Source organism: Bradyrhizobium sp. 26S5 (assembly GCF_036923295.1).
GTDB classification, from domain to species: Bacteria; Pseudomonadota; Alphaproteobacteria; order Rhizobiales; family Xanthobacteraceae; genus Bradyrhizobium; species Bradyrhizobium septentrionale.
In genome coordinates this window covers 67,822-85,920 of the sequence record NZ_CP145950.1, presented here as the reverse complement: position 1 = coordinate 85,920, position 18,099 = coordinate 67,822, and the positions used below count along the sequence as shown (strand labels likewise).

Sequence of the window (18,099 nt, the reverse complement as noted above, 5' to 3'; positions counted from 1 at the left end):
TCGCCGTCGGGATCGCAGCCGGAGCGGCTTCGAATGTCACGCTCGCAAGCTCGACCGCCGGCCAGGCGTCGCCACCCGTGTAATAGCCGTACGTCTTCAACACCGCTTCCAGCGGCTTGCCGCTGTCGAACAGGCCTTCGCTGGCGACGCGATCGATGGCCACCTCGATGCGAGAGCTTGGCATCATAAGCACACGTTCGACGAGAATGGCGGAATCTGCGCCTTCCTGGGCTGCAGCAATGCCGTCGCGCGCTAGGAGTTGCATGCGTAGCGGACGGCCGCTGTCTTTGGCCACAAGCGCGAGATCGTAGGTCATGTCGGCGCTGGTATTGGCGATCCGCCAAATCTCGCGCTCGCCCGACTTGACTGTGATGTGCGGGTAAACTTGGCCGTTTACGGTGAAGAGCCAGCCCTTGTCGTCGGCGAAGCAGGTGCCGCGCACCGTCGTTCCGGCGCCGCAAAGCCCGGCATCGTGGTCTCCGACCGGCAGGAAGCTGGCTTTGAGGGTCGCCGGATCGCCTCCCGAGACCGAACCGATCTGGTGATCCTTCAGCATCAGGAAGCGTTCGGTTGGCTGAGCGCCGCTTGTTACGCGCGCGCCACCGCTGGCGCTGCCGGTTGCGCCCTGGACGAAGATGAGCCCGGAGAGGCCAGCGCCGACCTGCGTGCGCGCATTCATGTGGACGTGCGGGTGATACCAAAACAGGCCTTCTGGATGATCCGACGGCAAAGCGATCCGGTAATTCATTTCTGAGGTTGTGTTGCCGTAGTAGGCGCCGTGAGCCGCGCAGTTCTTGGCGCTCGGCGAGGTCGTGCTCTCACCCTCCGGAATCGTGCAAACGTAAACGGTGTCGCCGACCGGCTCGAGGGCCTTTGCGCCCTTGGTGTCGAGGTCTGGCGTAACAAGAAGCCCGTGCGTGTGAAGGTTCGTGGAGCCTGTTTCGCCGGCGCTTAAGTGGTTGACCAGCTTGATCTCGAGCGTGCTGCCGGGGTTCACCCGCCAGACTTCGGGAGCGAGAGCATCATTGTAGAGCATCAAGCCATCGACCGAAATCCGGCGGGCTTCAGAGCCGGGAAAGGTGACGCCGTCGGGCAGATCGAAGCTGACAGAGCCGGCGTCACCAGGTGATTTGTTCAGATCGATCTGCTTTGCCGTCAGCGTGACTGCCAGTTTCTTGTGGTCGGCGGAAGCGCTGCAATTGCCGGAGGCGCCGACGCGATCACCCGCGATCGCCGAGCATGGCCGGGACGCGACCATGTCAATAAGTTCGGCGGCGCTTACGGGCCCCGGGTTGGCCATGAGACCAATCAAGATTGAAAGACTGCCGGTGCTAATAAGGAGTTTCGTGTTTGCCCGCATGTTTGACCTCCTTTCATTAGGTTGCGTTCTTTTTCGTGCTCCGCTTCCTGGGCTTTCGGCGCAACAGCCGAAAACGGGCTTGCTCATCGGCTTTCTCGGCTTCGGCTTTCGAGTTGACCTCGTCCAGGTACCGCTGGGCGTCTTCCCGCGTTTGGATGGACTGGACCTTCGCAAGGATCGCCTGCACCTCGGAGGGCGGCGAGAGCTCCTGATCGAGTCGCGCCGCCGCAAGGAGGACGCCTGGCAGATTGCCGCTGTTGACCGTATCGGTCGGCCGCGGCATGAGCTGCCGAACTCTGGGCGCCTCGAGGGGAACGGGTGTTGGCAATCGTTTCGGGCAGTCGCGCGGCTGTGTCAGCGACAGCAAAGGAAGCACCGTATTGGCTGCTGCGTCTCGTGCCGTCAGCGGCTTGATGCCGAATGCAGCCTCGACGGTCGCCGGGATCGTGGCGTGGTCATAAAGCCTTCCATCGACGACATTTGGCGGGATCAGCGGCGACACCACCACTGCTGGGACGCGAACGCCATACTGAGCGAAAGTGAAACCGAATTGATTGTATTTGGAGCCTGGCTGCGTATCGCCGGGCGGGACTGCCCGCGGCGGAATAACGTGGTCGTAGAATCCGCCGTGCTCGTCCCAGGTGATAATGAGGAGGGCGGTGGCCCAATGGGGCGAATTTCGAATTGCTTCGTAAGTTGACTTGATCAGCGCTTCGCCAGCAGTCACTCCGTCGAGAGGATGCTGGGAGTTGCCGCCTTTGTATGTGCCGCCAGGAACGTCGCCGTAATTTGGTTCGATCCAGGTATAGAGCCAAGGGTAATTTGCGTTGGCTACATCATTGGCGAACGAAGCGTAAGGCGTGACATTCGCATGGTGGATGTTCTTGAGCGCGGTCGCCATCGGCAGATTGTCGCCAGCATAGATGCGCCATCCCGAACCGAACTTCGCCCCGAGGGCATCGAAGATCGAGCCATGGGGCAGCTGAAACCCGGAGACGGTCTCCCACGTAAACAGTTCCCACGACGTCGGACTGTGGTCGAGTCCGCCGGACGAAGCGCCGCAGGCAAAGAATCGGTTTGGGAACGTAGGGCCTGGAATTGAGGCAAACCAGCTATCGCAAACAGCGAAGGTCGAGGCGAGTTTTGTCAAGACTGGCAGTTGATCCGGCGAGAAGCATTTCATGATGGCGCCCGCGTTGCTTCTAACATGCGCGGCGTAGTCGGCGACGAACCCGCTGTTGTTGATCGGCGGATAGCTGCCGCTTGGCGGGTAAGTTGCCGTCGGTCCACAGAGCTGCTCGACCGTATCCGTGAACTCGTGGCCGGGATCGGCAGCCATCGCCGAATCGGCTGGGTGGCTGACCGGGTAGGTTCGTCCTTGATATTGGTTGGCTTCCGACCCGGTAAGTCCGTTGACCGAACGTCGCCGGCCGGTGACAGCGTCCGTTCCGACAATGCCCGAGAAGCCGAGCATGTGATCGAACGAGCGATTTTCGAGCATGAGTACGAAAATGTGCGAAAGAGGAGGACTCACTTCGGCTCTCCGTGGCGGCCTTAAAATCGTCTTTGCTCGCGTGCGCTCTGCAGCCTTCTCGCGATCAGCTTGCGTGCGTGCACAACTTTTGATGTTAATAATGGGTCTGCTCGCTCAACACGATCCGGCAAGTGGCGTTTGGTGTCAATGGGCGCGCCGAAACATTCGGGGCAAGGGACGCTCACGCGAAGCTGACACGAGTGACTGCTAGACGCTGTTCAGCAGCGTCTGGTCCGTGCGTCCAGAGCGACGACGGGTAGTGGACGTTGTCCCGGTGCAACGGGAAGGCAACGACGAGATTGTGCTAAAGGTGAGGATGATCGACACTTGAACTTTCGATTGTCGTTGCTCCGTCGCGACCCTCTGTCCGGCACGCAAGCTCTCGTCCCAGACGGACTCCGCTTTTGCTGCCCAAGTCCGAAAACACACTTTCGCAGCTCGAAACGGACCTGAATTGACGTCCCGGCCGCATGGATTGGGGTTAAACGCAGGTGGTCACAAAATTCGGCCGGGCTTATTAGGAATTCTTCCTTCTTCGGCGGTTTTTTAGCGCAATCGGGGCATCGGGGGAGGAGTCCTACTGTCTACGCCGTCACGACTGCTGGGCATCCGCGCACCGTGTCGTGCGCGCGGTCTTGCGCTCTTCCTTTGCAGCCTTCGCTTGCGCGACCGCCGCATTAGTCCGGCGATGCCTTTTGTGAGGTGCGGCCGGTTCGCATGGGCCTTACCGCAAATGAGATACGGAGTTGGCTATCGCCTATTGCCTGAGTAATTTGCTCTGGAGAGTGATTCTTCAGGCGCACAAGCTTATGGGGATACCATGAACAAGCACTTTTCTTCCCAGCGCATTGTTTCTGAGAGGCGCTCGCGGAGTGACGGCGATGATGTCGTTCTCACAACGCGGATTGGGCGCACCTATAGGTTCGAATCCGCTCATCGCCTTCCCAATCTACCCGATGGCCACAAGTGCAAGAATCTACACGGACACAACTACCGCATGGAAGTCGTGATGCAGGGAGGGTTGGACGGTAGGGGCTTCGTGAAGGACTTCGCTGAGATGGATGCCGAGGTGGGGCCGTTGATTAAACTGGTCGATCATCGACTTCTCAACGATGTCGAAGGACTGGAGAACCCGACCGCCGAGATCATTGCCAGTTGGTTCTTTGAGCGCATTCCTGATTGCGAGAGCGTGCGGATTTATGAGAACGACGATTGTTGGGCGGAGGTTAGCTGATTGAGTTTGGGCCGGTCCGAGACGACTGGATCGCCTTTAACGACCCAACGCCTTCTCCAGCGTGATGTTGATCTCCGGCAATACGTAGCCGCGATGGTCGACCCGCTCGACCGCGAGGATGGACTTTGGGACAATTGGTGCCCGTACCAGGAATGCCGAGGAGAACCGAGTCTGATAACGGCCGCCGATCACAAGCTCGTTGGCGGCATGTGCCGCGATGACCTCGTCGTCCTGCCGGGCTAGGTCAAAGCACCCGATCCGTCCCTGGGTATCAGTGGCCGGGAGTGACCAGGCGCGATCAGCATAACGAAGGATTGCCGGGCCAAATAGTCTCCCAAGTACGCCTCGGCTTGCATCAGGATTTCCGAGCTGAAAGACGGTCGCGAGGAAATCTCGCCCGTCGATGACACACATTCCGCGTGTTGTAACGAATGTCCAATGCGACCGCGAGGATGACGCCGGTGCAGCCGACCTACGTTCCGCCGCCACGTATCCCGGTGCCGGCGCCGACCTATGTGCCGCCGCGCATTCCGACGCCGCCGATCGTGACTCCTGCGCCGCGCGCTCCGATTGATCTTCGCCCGATCAATCGCCCGTCGGCACCGGATGTCGTGCACCTGCCGCCCCAGCCCGTGCCTGCGCCGGCGCCTCGCTCCAGCCGGCTCACCGGCCCCACCGGTGAGCCGCCCAAATGGACGTCCTTTTTGCTGTCCAATCCCATCCAAACCTCCGTTCCAAGCCGGAGGCTTCTTCGCACATTCATTCTAACTCTGAAGCCAGGGTATCGGCTTCGCGCTTACGTTTGTTCTGTCGCGGGTGCCATTGTTGGGATGATTTGTTTGAGAGTTTGAAGCGCTTTGGTGGTCTGGACGCCAAGTTGGCTACGCTGCAACCAGTTTGGGGATGCGGATCAGGTTGTAGGCGATCAGATTGACCTTGGCTTCCTTCAGGCGTTGCCGAAGGGGCTCGTCGTCGACGAAGCGCCAAGCATTTTGCATCGCATCGATGAGGGTGCCTTCGTTGTAACGCGGCGGCGGCCGAGTTTCCTTGTCGTCAATTTTGGAATTCTGCAGTTGTGCGGTCTCACCTTGGCGCAGCTCCGGAAGCAATTGTGCTTCATCGCCATTTTCGTCGACGGGCTGCCAGTCCGGGAATGCTGCGTGCCAACCGAGATCGATGCTCTGGCGGCCGGAGGCGCGGAGCTCGAAGCCATGGACGTCGAGAGTTGCGTTTGTCTGCCGATAGCGGAAGTCGAGCATCAGCGCTGCCAGATAGGCCCGCGCGACGAGGTCGAACAGTTTCTTCTTATCGGATGACAGACGAAGCCAGACCTCGCGCAGCTTATCGATCGTGTTGACATTGGGAATGACGGCGTGATGGCTCGCGCCCTCCAGTCCCTTATCGTAGAAACTGCCGCTTGCACCTTTGCGGATCATCGGAGGCTCTGGCATGGGGATTGCGCTGAACGCTTGGCCTACCTGCAGTCCGGTCACGATCTTCGGAACGTCCGCTATCAAGCTCTGCGGCAGGTAGCGTACCTCCGCGCGCGGATAGGTGATGATCTTCTTGCTCTGACCGTCATAGAGTTCCTGCGCCACCTCGAGCGTCTTGCTGGCCGGCCAGCCGAAGCGAGAGCCGCACAGTTTCTGTAGTGACGGCAAATCGTGCAGCTTGGGTGGCCCATGCCGCTTTTCTTCGACGCGCACCGCAAGCGCGCCCTCGAAGCCCTGAGCTGCATTAACGATATCCTGGGCGACCTCGCGACGGACAATCCGCTCCTGCGGCGCGTGACGCATCTGGAATTGCCCTCCGGCAACCTTCGCGGTCGCAACAACCTCAAAATAGGAGAGCGGCACGAAGTTTCGGATTTCCAGTTCGCGCGTGCAGACAATCGCCAAGGTCGGCGTCTTCACGCGACCAACCCCGATCACACGCCGAGCACCTTGCCCCAGGATGACGGTCGCGGTGCGCGTGAGCGACAGGTTGTAGATCTGGTCCGCCTGCCGTCGGGCGACGGCCGCGGCGTAAAGCCTGGCATATTCGGCATTGGATTTTGCCCGCACGAACGCGTCGCGGATGGTCTGCGCGTCCTGCGCGGTGAATAGTACCCGGAGCACCCGGCCGCGGTAATTGTAATGCTCGAGAATTTCCTGACCGATGAGCTGGCCTTCGCGGTCGCAGTCGGTGGCGAGCCAAACCTGCTGGGCGGTGCGTAGGGCCTCTCGGATGGCTTTGAGCTTGGCGGCCTTGTTGCCGCCCTTTGCCGGGCGAGTACCATAAAGACCCTCCGGCCGCAGGAGAATCGGCGACCAGCGTTTCCATTCCGGCGCCACATCTTCCGGTTCGAGCAGGTCGAACAAATGACCCTCGGCCGGCAGAACATCTGCCGTAGCGCGACCCAACGGCTTCTCCAAGGAGGAGTGCGCCAACTATCTCAAAAATTCAGGGTACGTTTCCGTATAAACACATCATGCTCTAGCTGTACCGCCATTTCCGCTAGCCCGTCCTATTCGTGAGAGTGCGTTTTTTAGTCCGATTGATGTGGCCGCACATCTGCTCTGACGAGGCGCGCGGGATTGCCTTCGGCTTTCACCGCCTGACGACCGGTACTTTGCAACGCGCTTGAGGGATGGGTTGGGCGAACGGGGGGCGGACGCCCCGCCGGTCAAGGACCGAGCGGCAGCAGCGCGCCTGGCAAGCCGCGGATCAGGTCGGCTTCGGGACATGCCGCGGCAAACGCAAGGCGAATGCGGCTCGTGGTCTCGACGACACGGGCAGCGAGTTTCAAGAGACGAAGACGCAGCGTCGCGAACTCGGCTGTGGCCAATTCCCGGGCTTTGGGAATCGCGTCGCGCACGGTCAGCATCAGCCAATAAGCGGCGGTGTCGAGAACGAGGCGGACTTGATTGGCGAGCGCCGAACGGCAGCTGGTGCGATCGGAGGCGAGCTGTGTCTTATGCACCTTGATCAGATTCTCGGCTTGGCCGCGCGCGCAATACAGGCTGTCGTAGATCCACTCGGCCGAGCCGACATCGAGGCTGGTGACGACGAAACGGATGTCGAGGCCGAGCATCGTCGCCTCAATACGGGCGACGGTACGTCGTTCGCGATCCCAGGACTTTGCCTTGTGGCGCGTCTCGGTATAGCCACGCAGAACCGGCAGGTTCTCGATGGCGCGTCGCGTGCGGATGCCGTCGGCGGCCTCGTCGACTTTTCTGGCGAGCGGCTTGGTGCCGGACAGACCGAAGATGTAGTCGATGCCGTTGGTCTCGCACCACGCCATTGCCTCCGGCCGGGCATAGTGCCCGTCGCCACGGAACGTAATTCGCGTGTTGTGCCACCGCGTCCGGATATGCCGGATCAGGCGGCGCAGGTGGGCACGCACCTCGACGCCGCCCGGCGTCTTGCCGGGCCGCAGCACGACCGCCACGGGCCGGCTCTTCTCCGTGTCGTAGACGTGGATCGGCAGGAAGCAGCGTTCGTCATAATGAGCGTTGAACAGCGAGAGCTGCTGATGGCCGTGGACGACATCGCAGGTATCATCGATGTCGAGCGTGACGGATGCCGGCTCGCGCGGGTAGCTATCCATCCATGCGTCGACCAAAGTGTAGGTCAGTCGGATCACGTCGCGCAGGCGCGGAGCATTCTCCAGCCGCGACAGCGTCGGTTGGGAACACAGATCGCGACCCGTGTCCGGCAGCCGTCCGCAGGCCAGCTTGAATGCGGGATCGGACCGCAGATGATCGAGGTCGTCGGCGTCCTCGTAGCCGCAGCAGATCGCGAACATGCGCGCGCGGAACATATCGACAAGGCTGTGCACGACCCGCGTCGGATCGCGCCGATCCGGGAACACCCGGGCCAAATTGTCGGCCAAGCCGAGACGCCGCTCGGCCATCGCCAGAAGCATCACGTCCCCGTTCGAGGTCAGCCGACCGCCATCGAAGGCAGCTGTGACTTTCTTGGCGTGAACGGCTGGAAACGAGAAGGGCAGAATCATATCGTCGGTCATGGCGGGCGTGGCGTTCGCGGTTGAGGTGATGGGGTTGGCTTCGCAACCGAATCCTACGCCGCATCAGCGCTTTACACCAGGCTCGCCAGCCTCTCAGGCGCCCTCTGACGAATAAGACGGGCTAGCTCCTTTAGGTCGACGACTGTCATTTCTTTGCCTCAACCGATTCTCAACCGGCCGGCGGAACGTCGCCTAATCACTGCTTCTCTGCAGGGGCGCTGAGGCCACTAGGCGGTGCAGGCGGGGGTGATGGCGGTGGTGGAGTTTCCGCGGCGGGTGCCGCAGCAATGCAGTCGCCCGCCCAGATCTTGGTGCCCCTGACCGTGCCGACCAGTTTGCAACCCATTGGCGCTTGCGGCCTGATCTGAACGGGCGGCCTTTTAGCCGCCTTCGGGGGAGCGGCTTGTGCAAATGCGCCGGTCGTAAAGAGCGGCGCGATAAGTCCGATTAGCGGTTTCATGGGTAGGCCCGTTCTAGGTGGTGTGGACTCTAAGGATTCCCTTTTAGGAGCAAATCAGATTCAAGGCTGCTTTTGGGGAGGCCGCCTTGGGTGTGATGGACCGTTTGGTATTGAGCGACGCGGCGTGGGAGCGGATAGCGCCGCTGATCATAGGGCGCCCCGATCAGAAGGGCTCCACCGGGCGCGACAACCGGATGTTCGTGGAAGGTGTGCTGTGGATCGTGCGTACGGGGTCTCCCTGGCGCGATCTTCCGGAGGTGTTTGGGGACTGGAACAGCGTGTTCCGGCGCTTCAGTCGATGGAGCATCAAGGGTGTTTGGTGGCGGATCTTCGAGGCGATGTCCGATGATCCGGACTTCGAATATCTGATCGTCGATTCCACCATTGTTCGGGCGCATCAGCACGCCGCCGGCGCCAAAAAGGGGGGTCTGAAGATCAAGCGGAAGATCAAGCGATCGGCCGCTCGCGCGGCGGCCTGAGCACCAAGATACATATGGCCGTTCGAGGCTTGGGATGTCCGGTGCGGTTCACGCTTACCGCAGGTCAGAAGGGCGATGCACCGCAAGCCGCCGCATTGATCGAAGGCTTATCCGCCGAGGTCGTCATGGCCGATACGGCCTATGACGCCGATCACTTGCGCCAAGCCATCGCCGCCAAAGGCGCGCTCGCCGTGATCCCCAACAACCCGTCACGCGCGCTCAAATATCCACTCGACAAGCATTTCTATGCCCAGCGTCATCTCGTCGAATGCTGCTTCTCAAAGCTCAAGCAGTTCCGCCGCGTCGCAACCCGCTTCGAAAAAACGGCCCGGAACTACCGGGCCGTCGTCACTCTCGCAGCCATCGTTCTATGGATGCGCTAGTGTCCACACCACCTAGGGCGTCTTCCATGATATTTTCCCCACTGCTTCAAACATAGGCTTTCAAGCTTAATGCAACCCAAGGGCGCGCGAAAGCCGCCCCGGGAGGGGCTTTTGGCTGGGCTGGCGGGGAGATCCAGTGCCATGCCGACAAAAGTCGCTAACCCCAATGGCTAATGGCGCGAAGCTGCGTTTTGATACAACCTGACGATGCTGCCTATTCCGCGTGGGCGGCGCCGAGTGGAAGCATCCCTGGCTTCTTTACCTGAAGAAGCCAGGGAATCGCTGAGGCACCCTTGTGGCTTGAGCGCGATCAAGAAAGCGACGCGATTAAGTTGCTGCGGCGCATCCGCCATTTTCCGGCATCGATCGGCGGGGCACAGGTCGTAGCTCCGCCTCATTCTTTCGCTGACATGGTCAGTAAGTCAGCGCGGGACACAGGCGCGCGGGCGACTGCGCCCGGAGTGAAGCGCTTGCACCGCCAGCCGCGATCGCGCTCCTCCGGGCTGCGCTTCGCGTTGCAACCGCCGCTTTTCGCTACGGTTCTCCGTTGAATAGCTCAATACGCGGCGTAGCGTAGGGAAGCGCCACACTGGCCCGCCGCCCAGCGAGGCGTTGCCCCGGCTCGGCCGCCCACGGCCCCCAGCCAGCCGGGCTGGGGCAGCCGGCTCCATCGACTACGAAGATTAGGACGGTGCCAAAGCAGCTCAAAAACCTGCGCGTAGCCCGCCAGCAATATGATGGTGGATACCGATCTCAGCGCAGCGCAAACGGCTGAAATACTCCTCGGGCTGATTAGTGCAGCTCAGCGCTCAGGAGAGCGAGATCCGGATGCTGCAGCGGGCCGGCGTCCCGACGGCATCCGCTGAACTGCTGCTCGTCCGGATGCGAGCCAAGGTCGATAATCTCTGTCGGGAGCGGGATGCCCTCAAAAAGGCTGCCACTGGGCAAGCTACCCACCCGATCGAGATCCAGCGGACCTGAGAGCTGGTTCACACTCGCCGAAGCTGCCCTCGGCTATCCTCGTCACGCCGCTTACTCTCGAGGAGACCGACGATGATCGCATTCGCCAAAGTGCTGTTGCGTTCCGCGAGCGTGGACGTCGGCGGCTCCGATGGGCTCAAGACCATCATGATCTTTTGCGGCGCAGGCCTTTTGCTCTCCCTTCTTGCGGCGATGACCTATGGCCTGAACCTCGCTGCAGACTTTTTCTGAAGGTCTGGCCGCCGCGCTGCACATCCCTATCCTTCCTTCAGCACCGCCTTGACCTCACCTGCCGACCAGCTTTCGCCCTCGGCGATCGCCCGCACCTTTGCGTCTCCGCCGACCAGCAGGTGAGAACTGAGATCATCGTCAGCCGGCATGACGACGATTTCCGTCTCGGGCTTCCAGTTCAGCGTCAGATCGAGGTCGCCGGGAAATATCTTCCAGCGCGAGCCATCGTCGAGCTCGACGATGTGGCTCTCGGAATGAGATCTGATCTTCACGGCGCAGCCCAGGTGCTCGCGCGCTACTTCTGGCCCGAGGGAGCCTGAGCGTTCGAGTTGTTCGGGTTCTGCTTGTTGGCTTCGTGATATCCGACGACGCATCCCGCCGCCGCGCCGAGCTTGCCATGGCCGGCCATGTGGCCAGCGACACCGCCGACGATGGCGCCCTTAATGCATCCCTTGGCTTCCGCCGGCGACGCGAAGGCGAGTGCGGTCAGGCAGGCTATTGCCAATATCGTCTTCATGGTTCCTCTCCGAATTTATGCCTCTTCGGGAGATCAAGTCGCCTGACGGAGGGCCGTTCCGCTCTGGACGGCGGATGGTCGCCGAAAATCGTGAACATGCCGGCGAGGGCGCGACGAATTGCGCGGCTTTGCGCCACCCCGTGCACTGCGCACACGGTATTGTACGACCTTACCGAGCCTATCGGATCGCATTCCCTGAAAGATATGCTTCAGGACGCATCGGATCTGGCCGCGATGGCCGAGGCTTTGAGCCAGTCGGCCGACTACCGAGTGTTGCGGCGCCTGATACCGCGGGCCGCGTCCCAGCCGACCATCGGGCAGGTTGCAAGACCAGCGTCCTAGTGGACACCGAGACGACCGGCCTCGATCACGCCAGAGACGAGATGATCGAGTTCGGGATGCTCAAGTTCGACTATACGCCGGACGGGCGGATCGTCGGCGTCCGCGACACCTTCTCCGCCTTCCACGAGCCGAGTGGTTCTATTTTCGGCGGACGTTACGGCACTCACGGGCATCACCGCCGAGATGGTGGCCGGTCACAGATTCGACGATGCGGCCACCGCGACCTTCGTAGACGATGCAGTCATCGTCATAGCGCACAATAGCGGGTTCGACAGGAAGTTCGCCGAGCGCTACTGGCCGGTGTTCGAGCACAAGGCCTGGGGCTGCAGCATGAGTGAGATTGGCTGGCGCAAACACGGCTGCGCGGGTGCTCAACTCACTCCGCGGCAGGCAACGTAGGCAGAGCTACCTGGGTTAAACTTTGGCGGTCCTTGCATTCGTATTTATGGCCAGACTTTGATCGGGAACCGACAGTATATTGCGCCTCGATAAAAGCTTCTCGTCGACATCCAGTAGGCGAGGCAGGTCCGAACCCGGTCGAGCTCGTTGCAGCCGACGAGTCTGCGCCGGAAAGAGCGCGCCAAAAACATACGCTTCAGCAGGACATCGACGGACGAATTGGCGTGACCGTACAAAGTCAGCTCGCAGCACTTGAACGTTGCCGTGCTCGCACGATCAGGCGTCGAGCTGCACAAGCGCTTCCCGATCCAGCAAAACGAGTTGACGCTGGGTTTGTCCATCGAACCTTAGCATCTTATCATCACGCAAGATCGAAAACGCGCGCGACACGGTTTCGAGGGTCAATCCAAGATAGTCGGCGATGTCGCGGCGATTCATCGGCAAGCTCATGACGTTCGGATGAGCAAGCCGCTCGTCCATTTCCAGAAGGAATGCGGCTAACTTCTCGAGCGCCGTCTTTCGTCCTAGCAGAAGCATGTGGTTCTCGGCGTGCTGAAGATTGCGCGTGACGAGGTTGAGAAGGCTTGCCTGGCCCGGCTCCCGCTGCGCAATCGTATCGAGCAGGCTGCTTCGGCTCGTGATGCGAACCTTGGCCTGAGTCACTGCTTCGGCGGTGAAGCGGTGAATTATCCCATTCTCAAGCCCGAACATATCATCCGCGAGATGGAACGAGTTGATTTGCCGGCGGCCATCGCAGAGCATCTTGTAGGTCCGGATTGTACCAGAGACGATCTGGTAGACGTACTCGGCCTCCTCTCCCTCCCCAAATACTTCCATCCCTCTGCGATAGGTAAATTCGCTACAGATGATCTGCTGGCCGGCAAGGGCCGCCAATTGCCCATCAACCGCAGGGCGGCTCACTGTGGTAGTCCTGATCAACATCGCAGAACTCCGTACAAAATGGACGTGGCGGTGAACTCGGGAACTTTAGGCAACGGGCGCATGAGCGCACTTGATCTGGCGCAATTCAAAGCAGCCTACCGTGCCCGCCATCATCAGCGAGATCGCGGAAGTCCGTCCGACGGCAAGGTGACGCGAGGGACCCGAGCAGCGCATAGCCGAGGCTGCCCAGCATAAGACCGAAGATGCCGACCTGCGGCGGCAAGCCTGATAGGGGGTATCAAGATTCGGCAATGGCAATTCTTAAGTCGGATTAATAGCTTGTCCTCGAACTTGGCCGGCGAGTGTGGCTTCGCCGGTACAGCCTACCGGCAGCATCTCCCCTACAATTAGAACTGGAATAGTGAAGTAGGCGCTCCTGCCTGGCCTCAACGCTTCGGGGACAACTGAAGCGGACTGGGAGAAACACATATGAAGAAGATTTTGGTTGGCGCGATGGCGCTGAGCCTGTCGGTACCGGCAAGCGCGGCGGATTTAGCGGCCCGTCCCTACACCAAGGCGCCTCCGCCGATGGTGGCTCCGATTTACGATTGGACCGGCTTCTACATCGGCGCCAACGGCGGCTGGGGCCAAAGCCACAACTGCGTAGATTTCGTCACTGCTGTGGGGACCGTCGCGAGCGGCTGCGGTGATCGTTCCGGCGGCGTGGCCGGTGGACAAATTGGATATCGCTGGCAAACCAATCAGTTCGTATTTGGATTGGAAGCTCAAGGCGATTGGGCCGACATCAAGAACACGCGCGTGAGCCTTTTCGATCCGACGCTCTCGACCACCGCGAAGACTGATGCAATCGGTCTCTTCACCGGCCAGCTCGGTTGGGCCTGGAATTCGGCGCTGCTCTACGTGAAGGGCGGCGCTGCTGTGACCAGCAATCGCCTGACCATATTCGACAACACCACCGGGATCGGTTTGGTCTCGGCGGATAGCACGCGCTGGGGCGGCACCTTGGGTGTCGGCTTTGAGTATGGCTTCGCCCCCAACTGGTCGATCGGTGCGGAGTACGACCATCTGTGGATGGGGCACGCAAATAACTCCTTCTCGGTGGCCGATCCCCGCCTCGCTGCCGTACTCAACGACCGGATCAGCCAGGACGTGGATATGGTCACCGTGCGCTTGAATTATCGCTTTGGCGGCTACGGCGCTCCGGTCGCGGCGAGATACTGACCTTGTCCTAATACTTTTCTCCAATCAATTAGGCCGGCATCTCTGCCGGCCTTTTGTTGGAGAGAATATGTCTGAAAGATCATCTCCCAGATCGCCAATCTGGCCGGCCTAAAGCCGTCACGAGGTGGCCGACTACATCAATCTGGCCTTTGAGACGTCGGGCATCGCCGAAATTGTCAGGGCACCGGCGCGCCATCAAATGCGTTGATTCCGGATTGCGTGTATCGACGATCGTCGCGGACCAAAACTGGTTGCTCCGCGACGCGTCACGCCAGGTAGTCTAGTCGTCGTCATCTTCGGTTTCGATCTGATGTTCAATCGCATCTCGCATCCCGCGCATCGCCGCGTATGTCGCGAATGCCATCCTCTTCTTCTGGTCCGGTGTTAGCGTCTTATAAAGCGGTTCCCACGTGTCGGCGAGCTTCTTGAGGTCAACCGCGCGTTGACTCAGTATTTCTGCTCGACGTTGCATAAGTTCGACCGGATTGCGTTCACCAATTGCTTCCATTGGGCTGCTATCGCGCAGTTCGGCCACCCGCTCGAAGCGGACTTGTCGGTTCTTCGCTCTCGCACGGATGGCCCCTTCCACGGGCGGCCAGTATTTTTCCTGATCGGGCGTAAGCTGCAAGGCGGCCTTGATCATGCCGACGCGCGCATCCGTCAAGGCGTTGAGGTCGGCGGCGCTAGGATGCCCCATTCCTACCGTGGAAGAGGTCTCCGCTGCGTAGGCAAGTGTTGATGCTGTTAAGAGAACTGCGGTTGCTGCAAAGGCTATCGTTCTGATCCTCATCGCAAACTCCTGGGTCTCGTGTCGTTCGCCCCCCAAGCAGAAGGCCATAGGAGTTCTGAAGCAGATTGATTTGGGTCAAGTAGACCCTCACTTACCGGCGAGTTCCGCCGGCTGTCGACTCGGACGCTCGAAAGCAGCACGCGCAGACCTGACCGGCAAACCGCGGCTCGATGTCGGACAGCCCGTCCGGCCAGCGGTCAGCGTTCAGTAGTGCAATGTGACGCTTGCAGTGGCAGTAGGCGCGATGGCCCGCGATCGATCAGACGTTGTCCAATTCCATGTCGGAGCTATCGCTGAAAGTTGGTGACGGCGGGAATCGGGAAGGCGGCATATCGTGGGGGTGCTTGACGCCTCCACTTCTCCACCGAAGGAGCGATATGCCGTGTCCAAAGATAACATCATCAAGTTGGTTCAGCCAGGAAACGTCGACGATCAACTCACCGAAATCTTGCGCAATGGGGCGCGTGCTCTGTTGGCCCAGGCGGTCGAGGCCGAGGTCGCGGACTTTCTCGGCAAGCATGCCGATTTGAAGACTGCGGACGGCCACCAGCGCGTCGTGCGCCACGGTCACCTGCCGGAACGCGAGGTGATGGATGGTATCGGTCCGGTCGGCGTCCGCCAGCCGCGTGTACGCGATCGCAAGGCGGAGGCTACCGATCCCGACCGCATCCGGTTCTCTCCGTCGATCCTGCCGCCCTACATGCGCCGCTCGAAATCGATCGAGACGCTGCTGCCGATCCTTTACCTGAAGGGCATCTCCACCGGCGACTTCTCCGAGGCTCTGGCTGCGCTGCTCGGCAAGGATGCTGCCGGGTTGTCGGCATCCGCCATCGGCCGTCTGAAGGACGGTTGGCTTGACGAACACACCGCGTGGCAGAGGCGCGATCTGTCGGCGAAGCGCTACGTCTACATCTGGGCCGATGGCATCCATCTCCAAGCACGCCTCGAAGACGAAAAGCAGTGCATCCTGGTGCTGATCGGCGCGACGCCGGAAGGCCGCAAGGAACTGGTCGGCTTCACCGATGGCGCCCGCGAGAGCGCGCAGGACTGGCGCGATCTGCTGCTCGACCTGATGCGGCGCGGGCTCGGCGTGCCACCGCGGCTCACCATCGCCGACGGCGCGCTCGGGTTCTGGAAGGCCGCCGGCGAGGTCTGGCCGAAAACGCGCGAGCAGCGCTGCTGGGTACACAAGACCGCCAACGTGATCGCCAAGTTGCCGAAGAGCCAGCAGCCTAAAGCCAAACGCGCGTTGCAGGAGAGCTGGATGGCCGAAACCAAGGCCGCCGCCGAGCTGGCGTTCGACGCCTTCATCGAGAGCTATACGCCCAAATACGAGAAGGCGGCCGACTGCCTGAGCAAGGATCGGGACACGCTACTGGCGTTCTACGACTTCCCGGCCGAACACTGGAAACACCTGCGGACCACCAATCCCATTGAAAGCACCTTCGCTACCGTGCGCCACCGCACGATCCGATCGAAGGGCTGCCTGTCCAACAGAACGGCGCTCGCGATGGTCTTCAAACTGCTTGAGGCCGCGCAGAAAAGCCGGCGTCGTCTCGATGGCCACAACCAGTTGCCAAAACTCGTTCTCGGTGTGACATTCAACGACGGGATCGAGGTCATCGCCAAACCGACTGACCGTCAGCCCATAACCGCCGCCGCCTGACCGGCCGCGCCGTCACCAAAATTTGGCGATAGCTCTCCATGTCGCCGAGAACGATGAACCGCCCGGGGGCATCCCATTCGATGCATGGCACCAGACGGGTGACAAGCTGAGCGATCAACACCGGTCGGCTTGCGGGAATGGTCCAAGCTGATTTACTGTCAACGCGATTGCTTAAGTAGGAGACGGACGGTGGCGACAGGTGTTGTGAAGTGGTTCAACGCGACCAAGGGGTTTGGCTTCATTCAGCCGGATGACGGCGGTCAAGATGTTTTTGTGCACATAAGCGCGGTTGAGCGGGCTGGCCTCTCAGACTTGCGTGAGGGGCAGAAAGTCTCTTACGAGGTCAAGGTGGATCAAAGGCGTGGTAAGAGCAGCGCAGAAAATCTGCGTATTTGATCTTGTGTTGTAGGCACCTGATTCTCGGCCCCAGCCTCAGTCGGGCGCCCACTCGAAATGGTCCCACTGCGTTCACAGCGCTGGGGGCCGTTTCATCCTATAGATCCAGGGGCGCAGGATGCGGTCAGATCAGGCCGAGCTTCGTCGCGAGTGCCGTGGCTTGGGCGAGACTTCCCGCATCGAGCACCTTGCGGGCGTTGTTGAGATGAAAATTCACGGTCGCGAACGACATATTTTCGAGGGTGGCGATCGACTTCATCGGCTTTCCCTCAGCCGACCATTTGAGGCAGAGGGTCTGCTTGGCCGTCAGCTCGAAAGTTGGCTGCGCGGTCGGCTTCGCATTGTGCTCTTCAAGCTTGGCATGCAGGAACGCGACCGCCGTGACGGCGGCGATCTGATCGATATCCTTATCGAGGGTCAAGGACGGTTTGCTCGATGCGAGCGTCAGCATCGACATGTGCCGGCAGGCCGTCCGTATCGGGATGCTGATACCCGATCTGATCCCGAAGTCGCCGGCCTCGGAATAGAAACGCCGAACCTCCTTCGTTTCCGAATGGCGGGAGCCTCCGGAGCACCAGGTGAATGGGCGCAAAGTCGTGCTGGCGGTTTTTACGACCGGATCAATCGTCGTGTAGTCGCTGTCGAAATAGTGCTTCAGCCACTCCGGCGAATAGTTCGAGTAGGCATAAGTTCTGGATGGCTGGATGTAGAGATAGGCGTAGCAGTCAAAGCCCAATTCCTCCACGAGATCCGGCAGCGCGTCCCTCAGAACTTCCTGCGTTCTCGCGGCAGAAGTGACGTCCGTCAGTCGCTGAAACCAGGTTTTTAGGTCCATTCTCCTCGTATCCATTATTTCTCTGAAGACTTCTTTCTGGCGGCGAGCACCCGGCTCGATTCGGCGCAGGACGCAGTGATGGTGAGATTGATGTCTGGTGGTGGTGCCGGCTGTGAACGGTAAAAGCTGGCGATCTTCCACGCCACACAACGATTTTCGCTGCGCCGCTTCTTGTGCACATTGTCGCGAGGGTTCAACGTGAAGCGCTACGCGGTTCGGTTCACCGCGAGATCCTCATGACACATCGTGGACAGATAGATTAAGTTGACTCGCCAACTCGGCGAAGCTCCTGTTTTCGTGGTTATGACGTTGGTGCATAGGTGTCGTTCCACTCTCCTCGCGTCTCATGCAGTCTGACG

The 18,099-nt window shown here is 60.5% G+C and carries 16 protein-coding genes and 1 pseudogene; 7 read left to right on the top strand and 10 right to left on the bottom strand.

Features of this window, described 5'->3' with window-relative positions; genetic code table 11:
- Positions 1–1,376 precede the first annotated feature (1,376 nt).
- Positions 1,377–2,894: an alkaline phosphatase family protein gene (locus V5279_RS46820; protein ID WP_176535497.1), complete on the bottom strand. Its 1,518-nt coding sequence runs from the start codon at positions 2,892–2,894 to the stop codon at positions 1,377–1,379.
- Positions 2,895–3,714: 820 nt separating this feature from the next.
- On the opposite strand from V5279_RS46820, the gene V5279_RS46815 reads away from it, so the two are divergent.
- Entirely contained in the window at positions 3,715–4,128 is a 414-nt protein-coding gene (locus V5279_RS46815) for a 6-pyruvoyl trahydropterin synthase family protein (protein WP_166218067.1), read from the top strand.
- Between the two features lie 36 nt (positions 4,129–4,164).
- Here the strand turns inward: V5279_RS46815 and V5279_RS46810 are convergent, their stop codons facing one another.
- The 3 genes from V5279_RS46810 to V5279_RS46800 form a co-directional block, all read right to left on the bottom strand.
- The gene (locus V5279_RS46810; protein WP_166218064.1) at positions 4,165–4,542 is read right to left on the bottom strand and encodes a hypothetical protein; all 378 of its coding nucleotides are present in this window, start codon (positions 4,540–4,542) and stop codon (positions 4,165–4,167) included.
- Between the two features lie 467 nt (positions 4,543–5,009).
- A complete protein-coding gene (locus tag V5279_RS46805) occupies positions 5,010–6,488 on the bottom strand; it encodes a DNA topoisomerase (protein ID WP_248114221.1) in 1,479 nt (492 codons plus the stop codon).
- Between the two features lie 305 nt (positions 6,489–6,793).
- Positions 6,794–8,137 (bottom strand): IS1380 family transposase, encoded by a 1,344-nt coding sequence (locus V5279_RS46800; protein WP_224925054.1) that lies wholly within the window; start codon positions 8,135–8,137, stop codon positions 6,794–6,796.
- Between the two features lie 546 nt (positions 8,138–8,683).
- On the opposite strand from V5279_RS46800, the gene V5279_RS46795 reads away from it, so the two are divergent.
- Together V5279_RS46795 and V5279_RS46785 are read left to right on the top strand one after the other, a co-directional pair.
- A protein-coding gene (locus V5279_RS46795) for an IS5 family transposase (RefSeq protein ID WP_414646008.1) occupies positions 8,684–9,459 on the top strand; the annotation gives its coding sequence in 2 pieces (ribosomal slippage) (positions 8,684–9,010 and positions 9,013–9,459; 774 coding nt in all).
- 1,053 nt (positions 9,460–10,512) lie between these two features.
- A complete protein-coding gene (locus tag V5279_RS46785) occupies positions 10,513–10,671 on the top strand; it encodes a hypothetical protein (RefSeq protein ID WP_166107226.1) in 159 nt (52 codons plus the stop codon).
- 26 nt (positions 10,672–10,697) lie between these two features.
- Here V5279_RS46785 and V5279_RS46780 read toward each other — a convergent pair whose 3' ends face one another.
- The gene (locus tag V5279_RS46780) at positions 10,698–10,943 is read right to left on the bottom strand and encodes a hypothetical protein (RefSeq protein WP_166107227.1); all 246 of its coding nucleotides are present in this window, start codon (positions 10,941–10,943) and stop codon (positions 10,698–10,700) included.
- A 23-nt stretch (positions 10,944–10,966) separates the two neighbouring features.
- Positions 10,967–11,188, bottom strand: a complete 222-nt coding sequence (locus V5279_RS46775) for a hypothetical protein (RefSeq protein ID WP_166107228.1) — start codon at positions 11,186–11,188, stop codon at positions 10,967–10,969.
- Between the two features lie 474 nt (positions 11,189–11,662).
- Between V5279_RS46775 and V5279_RS46770 the strand changes: the two genes are divergently transcribed.
- Positions 11,663–11,929: a hypothetical protein gene (locus tag V5279_RS46770; RefSeq protein ID WP_224497273.1), complete on the top strand. Its 267-nt coding sequence runs from the start codon at positions 11,663–11,665 to the stop codon at positions 11,927–11,929.
- A 276-nt stretch (positions 11,930–12,205) separates the two neighbouring features.
- Here V5279_RS46770 and V5279_RS46765 read toward each other — a convergent pair whose 3' ends face one another.
- Positions 12,206–12,871 (bottom strand): helix-turn-helix domain-containing protein, encoded by a 666-nt coding sequence (locus tag V5279_RS46765; protein WP_176535494.1) that lies wholly within the window; start codon positions 12,869–12,871, stop codon positions 12,206–12,208.
- A gap of 93 nt (positions 12,872–12,964) precedes the next feature.
- A pseudogene (locus V5279_RS46760) lies at positions 12,965–13,103 on the bottom strand (SulP family inorganic anion transporter); the annotation flags it as partial.
- Between the two features lie 197 nt (positions 13,104–13,300).
- Between V5279_RS46760 and V5279_RS46755 the strand changes: the two are divergent.
- The gene (locus V5279_RS46755; RefSeq protein WP_166218055.1) at positions 13,301–14,053 is read left to right on the top strand and encodes an outer membrane protein; all 753 of its coding nucleotides are present in this window, start codon (positions 13,301–13,303) and stop codon (positions 14,051–14,053) included.
- Positions 14,054–14,333: 280 nt separating this feature from the next.
- Here V5279_RS46755 and V5279_RS46750 read toward each other — a convergent pair whose 3' ends face one another.
- Positions 14,334–14,843, bottom strand: a complete 510-nt coding sequence (locus tag V5279_RS46750; RefSeq protein ID WP_224497274.1) for a Spy/CpxP family protein refolding chaperone — start codon at positions 14,841–14,843, stop codon at positions 14,334–14,336.
- 382 nt (positions 14,844–15,225) lie between these two features.
- Between V5279_RS46750 and V5279_RS46745 the strand changes: the two genes are divergently transcribed.
- Both V5279_RS46745 and V5279_RS46740 read left to right on the top strand, forming a co-directional pair.
- Positions 15,226–16,509 carry an IS256 family transposase gene (locus V5279_RS46745; RefSeq protein ID WP_338702339.1) on the top strand — a complete coding sequence of 428 codons (1,284 nt, stop codon included), beginning with the start codon at positions 15,226–15,228 and terminating at the stop codon, positions 16,507–16,509.
- Between the two features lie 189 nt (positions 16,510–16,698).
- Positions 16,699–16,905, top strand: a complete 207-nt coding sequence (locus tag V5279_RS46740) for a cold-shock protein (protein ID WP_166107232.1) — start codon at positions 16,699–16,701, stop codon at positions 16,903–16,905.
- A gap of 124 nt (positions 16,906–17,029) precedes the next feature.
- Here V5279_RS46740 and V5279_RS46735 read toward each other — a convergent pair whose 3' ends face one another.
- Complete coding sequence (locus V5279_RS46735; protein WP_224581099.1) at positions 17,030–17,881, bottom strand: autoinducer binding domain-containing protein; 852 nt, start codon at positions 17,879–17,881, stop codon at positions 17,030–17,032.
- Positions 17,882–18,099: the final 218 nt, after the last annotated feature.